Source organism: Salinivibrio sp. KP-1 (genome assembly GCF_000968645.1).
In the GTDB taxonomy this organism is placed as follows: domain Bacteria; phylum Pseudomonadota; class Gammaproteobacteria; order Enterobacterales; family Vibrionaceae; genus Salinivibrio; species Salinivibrio siamensis.
This window is the reverse complement of record NZ_LAQR01000045.1, coordinates 166,179-177,110: the sequence shown is the minus strand read 5'-3', so window position 1 is coordinate 177,110 and position 10,932 is coordinate 166,179. Positions and strand designations below refer to the sequence as shown.

Here is a 10,932-nt window from a genome sequence, read left to right as displayed (position 1 = left end):
GGTTCTAGATCCTAGAAAAAGCTAAGGCCTAGAACCAAAAATTTGAAAAAGCTGAAGGCTAGTTGACACCTAAGCGTTCGCCTTGGTAACTACCATCCTGAACATTACGACACCACGTTTGATTGTCTAAATACCACTGAACCGTTTTTTTCAAGCCGGTTTCAAAGGTCTCGACCGGTGTCCAGCCAAGTTCTTTTTGCATTTTACTTGAGTCAATCGCGTAACGTCGATCATGCCCTGGGCGATCTTGCACGTACGTAATTTGCTCGGCATAAGAAGTCGTTTTCGGTACCAATGTGTCTAAAATGGCACAAATCGCTTCTACCACCTCAACGTTTTTCTTTTCATTGTGGCCGCCAATATTGTAAGTCTCACCGACTTTGCCTTCCGTGACAACTTTGTACAGTGCTCGGGCATGGTCTTCAACATACAGCCAATCACGAATTTGATCGCCTTTGCCATAAATGGGTAATGCTTTACCCGCTAAAGCATTAAGAATCACAAGCGGGATCAGTTTTTCAGGGAAATGATACGGGCCGTAGTTGTTGGAACAATTGGTGACTATCGTCGGTAGGCCATAAGTGCGCAACCAGGCACGCACCAGATGATCACTTGAGGCTTTAGAGGCTGAATAAGGGCTTGAAGGTGCATATGCCGTGGTTTCTAGGAACAGAGGCAGCTGTTCATCCGCTGAGGGCGCCGTATCTGCTTCAACGTCATCTGGGTGCGGTAGATCGCCATACACTTCATCGGTCGAGATATGATGAAAACGAAACGCTTGTTGGGCACACTCGTCAAGCTGGTTCCAATACTCGCGAGTCGCTTCTAATAGCGTATAGGTACCCACAATATTGGTTTCGACAAAGGCTGCGGGACCGTCGATTGAGCGATCAACGTGCGATTCAGCCGCTAGATGCATCACCGCATCGGGTTGATGCTCGGCAAAGACGCGATCTAATTCGGCACGGTTACAAATATCCACTTGCTCAAACGTGTAGCGATCACTGTCAGCAACTGATACCAAGGATTCAAGATTTCCGGCGTAGGTCAGCTTGTCGAGATTGATCACTCTGTCGTTGGTGTGCTGAATAATATGGCGAATAACCGCAGAACCAATAAAACCCGCACCGCCTGTGACTAAAATCTTCATACTTCCACACACCCCCACTCCGGATAATGCTCACGGATATACGCATTCAAGGCTTTTTCTGCTTCGGTATAAGTGCGTGTGCTCTGCTCACCATTTTCATTGACGCTTTTGACCATGCCAGCACCAACAGTTAAGTTGCTGTGACGGTCAATCAGCACAAACGCCCCCGTTTTTGGTAATGACTGGTAGCTATCTAGTGGCGTTTTCTCGGTAAGCGTGAAGTCGGCAAGGCCGATTTCATTAAGCGCCAAGCTTTCACTATTCGGCGCATGGGTTTCGAGTGTATTCACATCAATCTTGTGCTGAATGTTGGTGACTTTGCCTGTCGTCATGTGAGTAGCAAATTTCACCCATACGTCTTTATGGGTTCGCAGCGGCGCTTCGTCCATCCATACTACATGCGCGCTAAACTGGTTAGTCACGGTGGGTTCGTGGCCGGTATGTACCAACATATCGCCGCGTGAGATATCAATCTCATCCTCAAGCGTTAGGGTAATGGCGTTGTCGGGGTAAGCGCAGTCTAATTCACCATCGTAGGTATAGATAGAGGCAACCACTGATTGTTTTCCTGAAGGCAACACGGTGACATTGTCGCCAACATGCACGGTGCCCGAGGTTAGGGTGCCACAGTAACCACGAAAGTTAAGGTTAGGCCGGTTAACATATTGCACCGGAAAGCGCATGTGCTCGGTATCTTTATCTTGCGCGATTTTGACGGTCTCAAGCAGCTTCATCAAAGTGGCGCCGGGGTACCAGTCCATTTGCTCACTAGGGGTCACCACGTTATCGCCTTTCAGTGCGGAAATGGGCACAAAGCGAATGTCATCAATAGCAAAGTGCTTGGCCATGTCACGGTAATCGGCTTTAATTTGCTGATACACGGCTTGGTCGTAATCCACCAAGTCCATTTTATTCACCGCGACAATGATGTGCTTGATACCCAGCAAGCTACAAATATAGCTGTGGCGTCGGGTCTGGGTTTGAATGCCATGGCGAGCATCGACCATGACAATCGCCAGTTCACATGTCGACGCGCCAGTGACCATGTTACGGGTGTATTGTTCGTGCCCTGGCGTATCAGCAATGATGAACTTACGTTTGTCAGTCGAAAAGTAGCGATAGGCAACATCAATGGTAATGCCCTGCTCTCTCTCTGATTGTAAGCCATCAACCAGCAAGGCCAAGTCAAACGCTTCATCGGTGGTGTTGAACTTTTGCGAGTCTTTTTCAATCGCCGCCATCTGATCTTCATAGATCAGCTTACTGTCATACAGCAATCGGCCAATCAGAGTAGATTTACCATCATCGACGCTGCCGCAGGTTAAAAAGCGCAGTAAATCCTTGTTTTCATGCACCTGCAAATAGGCTTCAATATCTTTGGCTATTAAATCTGAAGAGTGTGACATTGGTTATTGCTTCCTGTAATACTGATTCAGCGTGTCGATGAAAGGGGTTAACTCTGATTTGGGTAACTGATTAATCCCAGCCGCGGCTTTGCGGCCACCACCGGTGGGGAATTGCCCACAAACTTCATCGGCACCATGGCGCTGACTGAGCGGGGCGCGCACGCTGACGGTGTAATCTTGTTCGTTCGGGTTAAGTGTTAATACCGCATTCGCTTTATCAGGCGCTTGGTTGGCCAATTGATTGCCGAACACGCCACTGATGCGTCTCGCCCACGCCGCATTCGGTAAACAGTAAATAGTGCTTTCTGTCGATGTGTGCTCGGGTGCCACCGCCTGAGCCTTGGCCATATCCTCAGCGTACCCGCCTTGTAGTCGATAATACGGCGACGTGCGATCGACTTGTAGCGCAATCGGTGACTCATAGGCCATTAACGCGTGATATAAATCTGCGGGCGCAAAGAGTAAATCATCGACGCTGGCACCATACCCGTTGTAATTAATCAACACCCCCAGTTCATTTAAAAACGCTTGTTGGTCGGCCGCGATACCGTGTTTCTCACATAAGGCATCGGCTGCAGCAACCATGTTATCGCCATACGCCGCTGCTATCGCCCAAGCCACATAGCGCTCGCCAAGGTGCTGGTTAATTAACAAACTGGTGCAGGTGTTGGCATCGGTATTGATTAACGCAGTGAAGTTATCGGCGACGGGCACTTCTCCGGTGCGATGGTGATCGCAATAGAAAATTGGGATATCACGCTTAATCAAAGCTTCAAGGGCGTTTTTGTTCTTATCCATTGAAATATCAAGCACAGTGACACTCGAGACATCAGTTTGTTGCGCGACCTGGTTAAGCAGTTGAATATCGCGTTTAACGCCCGTGACGAGCGTACTTGCCTGCGGTGCGGTTTTTTGTAATTGCGATGCCTTTCGCAACTGCAACAACGCTAGAATGCCGTCGGCATCACCATTAAACACATCGTAATGCATGGCTTAGTTGGCTCCCTGTGGTGCTCGAGTAAACCCGTGAGTGTCGAGATAGCTCACCACCTGCTGGGCACAGGTTTCAATATCGGCTTGGTCGGTGTGCAAATGTATCTCAGGCGCATTGGGCGGCTCATAGGCCGAATCAATACCGGTAAAATCAGGAATGTCTCCTGCACGTGCTTTTTTATACAAGCCTTTCGGATCGCGGGCTTCACAGACGGCAAGCGGCGTGTCAACAAACACTTCAATAAAAGCGGCCTCCCCAATACGGGCACGCACTTTTTCCCTATCGGCCCGAAACGGCGAGATAAAGGCAGTGAGCACAATCACCCCGGCATCAACAAATAAGTTAGCGACTTCGCCAATACGACGGATGTTTTCTTCTCGGTCTGCAGCGCTAAAACCTAAGTCCTGGTTGAGGCCATGGCGAATATTATCGCCATCCAGCAGATAGCTGTGCACACCTGCGGCCAATAATTGATGCTCAACGGCATTGGCAATAGTAGATTTCCCGGAGCCACTGAGCCCGGTAAACCACAGCACCACAGGGGTTTGTTGTTTTTGTTTCGCCCGCGCTTGTGCGGTCACACTGCTGTTATGCCAGGTTATATTGGTAGCTGGCGTCGACGTTGTTGTCATAGCACTCACACAGAATGAAAAGGAAATACAATTGGAATTAATACGGTCACGATCGCGATATACACTAACGTGACCGGCCACCCCACACGGATAAAGTCAGCGGGTCGATACTCTCCCGCGCTCATCACCATTAAATTGGTTTGATAACCAAATGGGCTGATAAAACACGCACTCGCGCCATACGCAACCGCCATCACCCAAGGCATGGCATTCAGTTGCAACCCATCGGCAATACTGAGTGCAATAGGTACCATCAAAGCGGCCGCAGCGGTGTTGGTCATGGTTTCAGTGAGCAGTACCGTTAACAGTATTAAGCCCAATAATACCGCGACCGTCGGCACACCGTTAATATGAGACAAAAAGGATTGTGTCACAGACTGTGCCAAGCCGCTGCTTTGTACTGCAGAGGCGAGCGATAATGCACAGACTAAAATCGTTAATAGCTCAAACGGAAAGCGGCGGCGTAACTGACTACTATCGGCAACCTCACTTCCTACCATTAGCACTAGGTATAATGTCAGGCTTTCTATCAGGCTCATGATGCTCAAGGCGCCTGCCGCAATCGCCGCGAGAAAGCCAGCGATGGCGGCTGAGTTTTGCATCACAGAGAGTGGCTGAAAGGTTTTGTAGTCTGATAGCAAAAAGAAGTTGCGGCTGATGTTCTGTCGCCGCTCAAAGTCGGGCCCGACCGCCAGCATCAGCTTGTCGCCACTTTGAATCGGGTTATTACCCAACTTACCACTGACGGTTTTCCCTTCTCGTGATAAACCAATCACCGCCGCATCAAACCGAGCACGAAACCCCACTTGCTTAAGCGTTTTGCCGATTAGGATTGATTCTGGGCTGACCAAGACTTCCCGCAAATTCGTCGCGGGGAGGTCACCCTTGTTAAAGGTGTGTAATCCCGGTAACGCGGTAATTTGATGCACTCGCCGTACATCGCCACTGAATAGCAATTTATCGTTGGCTTGGATAACATCGTCAGGTTTGACTGGGGAAATTAAGCTATCCCCTCTCACGATTTCAGCGAGAAACAAACCATCAAGTGCACGTAACCCGTTTTTGATAACCGTTTTCCCAATCAACGGGCTGCTGGGTGCCACAGCCGCCTCGATAAAATATTGACTCTCGAGTGACTCATCAGTGGTTTGTTGTGGCAACCAACGGCTTACCACCATTACAACAGCGCCACAGCCCGCGACAAGTGCCGCGCCAATCGGTAAAAAGTCAAATATCGCGATGTTAGGGCCACCTTGGGCGGTGACTAAGCCACTGACCACTAAGTTGGTACTGGTACCGACCAAGGTTAGCGTCCCACCTAAAATGGAAAAATACGATAGCGGGATCAATAAACGCTGGGGCGCATGCAGTTGCGACTTCATCACCGCCCGCATCATGGTAGCGACTACCGCGGTGTTATTTAGGACAGACGAGGCAATAGCACTTAAGGCCCCCATTTTTATTAAGCTCGGCAGATACTTGCTATGAGCAATATGTTTTGCTAAAAAACTCAGCAACACGGTGCGCTCTAACACAATTGCGGCGAGCAATAACAACACCAGGGTAACGATACCCGTGTTAGTGGCATGGCTCAGTACCGTTTGGGTATCGAGCTCACCACCGACTAACAAGACAGCGGTCGCGGCGATAAACATATGGCTTACGCGTTGCTTGGTGGCCACCAGCGCCGTAATCAACCCCACCAATACGGTGGCTGTGAGTAACATTGACCGAACTCTCTAGAAGTAGCCTTCGCGCTTCTTTTTCTCCATCGAGCCGGCGCTGTCATGGTCAATCGTCCGTCCTTGGCGCTCAGACGTGGTCGTCAGCAGCATTTCTTGAATCACTTCGGTCAAGGTGGTCGCTTCTGATTCCACGGCCCCGGTCAATGGATAGCAACCTAGCGTTCTAAACCGTACCATTTTGTGCTCAGGCACTTCACCCTCTTCAAGTGGCATCCGCTCATCATCGACCATAATCAAAGTGCCATCTCGTTCTACGACAGGGCGTGGCTTGGACAAATACAAACCTGGGATCTCGATGTTTTCCAGGTAGATATATTGCCAGATATCAAGCTCCGTCCAATTTGATAGCGGGAAGACTCGGATGCTCTCGCCCTTTTTCACTTTGCCGTTATAAATATTCCAAAGCTCGGGGCGCTGATTTTTTGGGTCCCAGCGGTGATGCTCATCACGGAAGGAATAAACACGCTCTTTGGCTCGTGACTTTTCTTCATCACGGCGAGCACCACCAAACGCCGCATCGAAGCCATGTTGATCAAGTGCCTGCTTTAACCCTTGGGTTTTCATAATATCGGTGTGCACTGAACTGCCATGTGTGAACGGGCTGATATTCATCGCCAGTCCTTCTGGGTTTTGGTGCACAATCAACTTCATGCCCGCTTGCTCAGCCATTTTATCGCGAAACTGATACATCTCTTGGAATTTCCAAGTGGTATCTACATGCATTAAAGGAAACGGGGGTACCCCCGGCGCAAAGGCTTTTTTCGCCAAATGCAGCATCACGGAAGAATCTTTGCCCACGGAATACAGCATCACTGGGTTATCAAACTCCGCCGCCACTTCACGCATGATATGAATAGCCTCGGCTTCAAGCTGTTTAAGATGCGTCATTTTTTCTGGTGATACAGACATGGTGTTTCCTTAACCCTATATGTGATGCATTGTCCCGACGAACAATATTTATACAGTTTTTACCCACGCTACCGCCATGAGGTATCGCTCCCCCTGTGCGCATAGCTAGAGTTTGTCTGACTGTGCAAGGCGCACAGTCGGTATATTTTAATGGGTTTTGAGTTTACCTGCTAACTTTTGTGGGCAAAAGGCTTAGTGGCGAAAAGTCGAGGTTGCGCAGGCGGTGTGGTGGGTTTTTAGGCATTAATTTGCGAATTCCTTGAGCTTGGCACGTAGTGCTTGCTGAGTATCGAGTTCGCCGTGGATTAAGTGGACCTGTTTTGGCGGTGGTTGGATGCCTTGCACAAACCTTACTAGATCGTTTTGGTCGGCGTGGGCGGAGTAGCCTGAAAGGGTGTGGATTTTCGCGTTAACCGTGACTGGGGTGTTATCTATCCACACTTGTTGGTTGCCTTGTTGTAACTCTCGCCCGAGGGTATGTTGAGCTTGGTAGCCGGCGAAGATCACATCGGTGCGTTTGTCCTCAAGCAAGGCGGCAAGGTAGTTCATGATACGCCCACCTTGGCACATGCCGGAGGCGGCGACCACAATGGCCGGCTCGCCGGTTTGTTTTAGTCTATTCACCAGCGCCATGTGCTGGCTATGTTCATCAATGGTAATGCATTGCTCAAACGCTAACGGATGACGGTGTTGGTTCAGCTTGGTTTTGGCCTCTTTGCTCCACAGCTTTTTAAACTGGCGATAGTGACGCGTCACCTTTTGCGCCATGGGCGAGTCGAGAATGATAGGGAGCGTATCATCAAGCTGCTTTTGGTGAATCAGCTGCTCAATATCAAACAACAGCTCTTGGGTGCGACCGACACTGAATGCGGGGATCAATATCGCGCCACCGTCTTCTAATGACCGTTGAATAATGGCGTCTAGTCGCTGTGCGCGCGTGGCGACGGACTCATGGGTTTTATCGCCGTAAGTGGACTCTAAAAACAAGATATCGGCGCGACTTGGCGGGATTGGGTCGGGCAACAATGGCGTATTACTGGGCCCTAAATCGCCGGAGAACACCACCCGTTGTTGGTCCGGCAGTTTTAATTCGACATAGGCCGAACCCAAAATATGCCCGGCCGGTTGAAAACGCAAATAGGTTGCTGGCTGCCCTTTTTGCTTGGGCTTTAGCCGGTGCCAGCTGTTGTAAGGCAGTGCCACCATCAACTGGCGGATACGTTCGAGTACTCGCTGACGATGACCATAATCCATATTAAGTTGCAGTTTTAAGGTATCGTCAATTAACAGTGGCACCAAAGCGGCGGTGGCGTCGGTGCAATAAATGGGGCCGTTAAAGCCCGCCGCCAGTAGCCATGGCAGTAATCCACAATGGTCGATATGAGCGTGGGTAAGGATCAGCGCGTCAATGCGTTTGCCATTGAGGTTAACCCTCGCCTCTCGCACTTCATCGCCTTGGTATTGCCCGCAATCAATCAGCAAGCGTAAGCCGCTTGGTTTTATATCCACTTGGTGACAAGAGCCCGTCACGGTTTGATAGCCACCGTGGTGGGTGACGGTGAGAGTTTCAGTGTTTATTGAGGTGTTAGGCATGGCCACGTCCAGGTTGTTGGTTCAAATGTTATCATCGTCGCCCTAGTTTCTATGTACCTATCATCTTATTCATCATCTGCTCTATCAACGGGCTTGGGTGGCCGTTGTCGTCGGTGAGAAAATAGGTATGACCCCAGAGGGGATCGAAGTGGTCATTAAAGGCGTCGCAGTCGGTGACCGTCACTTTGTTGGCGGGAAGCGCATCAAGGTTTTCAGGGCCGGTCATGCCGAGGCGGCGGGTGACGGTGCGGTGGCGTACGTTCACCACTTTTGAGGCAGCCATGGCTAAATCATCGGCGGCATAGTAAATATGCACTTGTTTGGCGGCATCGAGGACGGCTCTCCCTGGCTGGTGCGGCTCTAGCGCTTGGTTATCAACATCGGCGGCCATCATAAAGATATGTCGAAACCATTGTGGCATGGTGTCGAGTCCAGCATGTTGGTGCCAATGGTGAAAGGTGCTGATGAGCGTGCGGTTCCCCATGGAGTGCGCGAGTAGGTTCATGCGCCGTTTGCACGGGTCAGTTTGTTGCTCAGGGGCGCGACGCCAATCATCAAACATCGCCAGTAAGCGGCTAAACGCCAAGCCAGAAGCAGTGGCAGCAAGTTGGTCATCCCAGTAATCATCAATAACGCCGAGCTGGCCATCTTCATCACACGGCCAAATAATCGGCACTACCAGTATGGCGTTGGGTGACAGGCGATCAAATTGGTGTTGTAAGGTCTGCGCCATCGGGAAAATATGACTTTCCATTTGGTTGTTATAACCATGGAGCCAAAAAAGTATCTGGGTATGCGCGGGCAAGGCTTTCAGTTTGGCCATAAACGGCGCAGCGGTGATCTCTTGGTATTCACCCTGCCCGGCGCGTTGACAAAAATACACCCACTTCGAGATATCGGTGTTTTGGTTATCAAAGCTGAGCCAACGGCCAGCCTCACTGTGCGAGCCTTGTTCGGGAATACGGCTGGTAATAAAAAACATGGCATCATCCATCAGTTATGAATGTGCGGGTGAGGATAAGCGAGATAGGTCTTTGAGCAGTATGGTTTTTGGGGAATTTTGCGAGGGAGAAGGCGGAAAGAGACTTGACGCTTCGCTTCTAGAAACTAGAGACTAGAAAAAGCAGCCTCGTGCTCGCATCGGGGCCTTTGCTCTTTCCGTACTCTGTATTCCGTCATCGGTATTCGGGAATTGGAATACAGAGCGCTGCGCTTACGGAGTACGGAAAAGAGCAGACCGAGCCCGTACTGTGGTTTTTCCCTCAATCCGCTCCGAACAAATCGCGGGTGTAGACTTTGCTTTCTACATCGCGGATCTCGTCGACCATGCGGTTGGCGACTATTACGTCGGCGCGTTTTTTGAAGGTATCCAAGTCTTTGATCACGTCTGAATTAAAGAAGGTGTCTTCTTCAAGCACGGGCTCGTACACCACCACGTCAATGCCTTTGGCTTTAATCCGCTTCATGATCCCTTGAATGGCTGAGGCGCGGAAGTTATCTGAGCCGGCTTTCATCACTAAGCGGTATACACCCACCACTTTGGGATCGCGCTTGATGATCGCATTAGCAATAAAGTCTTTGCGGGTGGTGTTGGCGTCAACAATGGCCTGAATGATGTTATTGGGCACATCTTGATAATTGGCCAATAGTTGACGGGTGTCTTTTGGCAGGCAGTATCCACCATAGCCAAACGAGGGGTTGTTGTAGTGGTCGCCAATCCGTGGATCTAACCCTACCCCCTCAATAATCTGGCGCGAATCCAAGCCGTGGGATTCGGCGTAGCTATCCAGCTCGTTAAAATAAGCAACGCGCATCGCCAAGTAGGTGTTGGAGAAGAGCTTCACCGCTTCCGCTTCGGTGGAATGGGTAAACAAGACCGAGATGCCCGATTTCACTGCGCCTTGTTGCAACAAGGTGGCAAATTGGCGCGCGCGCTCGGATTGTTCACCAACAATGATTCGTGACGGATACAAGTTATCGTAAAGCGCTTTGCCTTCACGCAAAAACTCAGGGGAGAAGAGGATATTCTCGCAGCCCATTTTGAGTTTAATCTCAGCGGTATAACCGACTGGCACGGTCGATTTAATCACCATCACCGCCTCTGGGTTAATCGCCATCACATCTTTAATTACTGCCTCGACTGAACTGGTATTAAAGTAGTTAGTTTCGGGATCGTAATCGGTGGGGGTGGCAATCACCACAAAGTCCGCGCCTTGGTAGGCCTGCTCTTTATCTAAAGTAGCAGTAAAGTTCAGTGGCTTTTCGGCTAAAAACTGTTCTATTTCGGCATCGACAATCGGTGATTGCTGGTTGTTAAGCAAGTTGACCTTTTCTTCCACAATGTCGAGTGCAACCACTTCGTTATGTTGCGCCAGTAACATGGCGTTTGACAGGCCTACGTAACCTGTTCCAGCAACGGCAATTTTCATAGGAGTTTCCTTAAGTAAGGTCTGGAAAAAGGTTGGTATCGAGCAACGCTACCAGTTATATCATTGACGCGGGA

At 50.0% G+C, this 10,932-nt stretch carries 9 protein-coding genes; all 9 read right to left on the bottom strand.

What is annotated here, in order from left to right; all coding sequences use genetic code 11:
- Window positions 1–58: 58 nt before the first annotated feature.
- The gene (gene rfbB / locus WN56_RS12845; RefSeq protein WP_046075381.1) at window positions 59–1,150 is read right to left on the bottom strand and encodes a dTDP-glucose 4,6-dehydratase; all 1,092 of its coding nucleotides are present in this window, start codon (window positions 1,148–1,150) and stop codon (window positions 59–61) included.
- Complete coding sequence (cysN, locus tag WN56_RS12840) at window positions 1,147–2,556, bottom strand: sulfate adenylyltransferase subunit CysN (protein WP_046075380.1); 1,410 nt, start codon at window positions 2,554–2,556, stop codon at window positions 1,147–1,149. The genes rfbB and cysN overlap by 4 nt, the downstream gene beginning before the upstream one ends.
- A 3-nt stretch (window positions 2,557–2,559) precedes the next feature.
- Window positions 2,560–3,546 (bottom strand): hypothetical protein, encoded by a 987-nt coding sequence (locus WN56_RS12835; RefSeq protein ID WP_046075379.1) that lies wholly within the window; start codon window positions 3,544–3,546, stop codon window positions 2,560–2,562.
- Between the two features lie 3 nt (window positions 3,547–3,549).
- Window positions 3,550–4,182, bottom strand: a complete 633-nt coding sequence (gene cysC, locus WN56_RS12830) for an adenylyl-sulfate kinase (protein WP_046075378.1) — start codon at window positions 4,180–4,182, stop codon at window positions 3,550–3,552.
- A gap of 5 nt (window positions 4,183–4,187) precedes the next feature.
- Window positions 4,188–5,909, bottom strand: coding sequence for an SLC13 family permease (locus tag WN56_RS12825; protein ID WP_046075377.1), 1,722 nt, complete (start codon window positions 5,907–5,909; stop codon window positions 4,188–4,190).
- Window positions 5,910–5,921: 12 nt separating this feature from the next.
- Window positions 5,922–6,836, bottom strand: coding sequence for a sulfate adenylyltransferase subunit CysD (gene cysD, locus WN56_RS12820; protein WP_046075376.1), 915 nt, complete (start codon window positions 6,834–6,836; stop codon window positions 5,922–5,924).
- A gap of 243 nt (window positions 6,837–7,079) precedes the next feature.
- On the bottom strand, window positions 7,080–8,429 hold the full coding sequence (locus WN56_RS12815) for an MBL fold metallo-hydrolase RNA specificity domain-containing protein (RefSeq protein WP_046075375.1): 1,350 nt from the start codon (window positions 8,427–8,429) through the stop codon (window positions 7,080–7,082).
- Between the two features lie 49 nt (window positions 8,430–8,478).
- Entirely contained in the window at window positions 8,479–9,411 is a 933-nt protein-coding gene (locus tag WN56_RS12810; RefSeq protein WP_046075374.1) for an alpha/beta hydrolase, read from the bottom strand.
- A 280-nt stretch (window positions 9,412–9,691) separates the two neighbouring features.
- Entirely contained in the window at window positions 9,692–10,858 is a 1,167-nt protein-coding gene (locus tag WN56_RS12805; protein ID WP_046075373.1) for a nucleotide sugar dehydrogenase, read from the bottom strand.
- Window positions 10,859–10,932: the final 74 nt, after the last annotated feature.

Bases quoted from the DNA above. Each gene is read 5' to 3' on its own strand.
- WN56_RS12805 (WP_046075373.1), bottom strand. From the start codon at position 10,858: ATGAAAATTGCCGTTGCTGGAACAGGTTACGTAGGCCTGTCAAACGCC.
- rfbB (WP_046075381.1), bottom strand. From the start codon at position 1,150: ATGAAGATTTTAGTCACAGGCGGTGCGGGTTTTATTGGTTCTGCGGTT.
- WN56_RS12835 (WP_046075379.1), bottom strand. From the start codon at position 3,546: ATGCATTACGATGTGTTTAATGGTGATGCCGACGGCATTCTAGCGTTG.
- WN56_RS12825 (WP_046075377.1), bottom strand. From the start codon at position 5,909: ATGTTACTCACAGCCACCGTATTGGTGGGGTTGATTACGGCGCTGGTG.
- cysC (WP_046075378.1), bottom strand. From the start codon at position 4,182: ATGACAACAACGTCGACGCCAGCTACCAATATAACCTGGCATAACAGC.
- cysD (WP_046075376.1), bottom strand. From the start codon at position 6,836: ATGTCTGTATCACCAGAAAAAATGACGCATCTTAAACAGCTTGAAGCC.
- WN56_RS12810 (WP_046075374.1), bottom strand. From the start codon at position 9,411: ATGTTTTTTATTACCAGCCGTATTCCCGAACAAGGCTCGCACAGTGAG.
- cysN (WP_046075380.1), bottom strand. From the start codon at position 2,556: ATGTCACACTCTTCAGATTTAATAGCCAAAGATATTGAAGCCTATTTG.
- WN56_RS12815 (WP_046075375.1), bottom strand. From the start codon at position 8,429: ATGCCTAACACCTCAATAAACACTGAAACTCTCACCGTCACCCACCAC.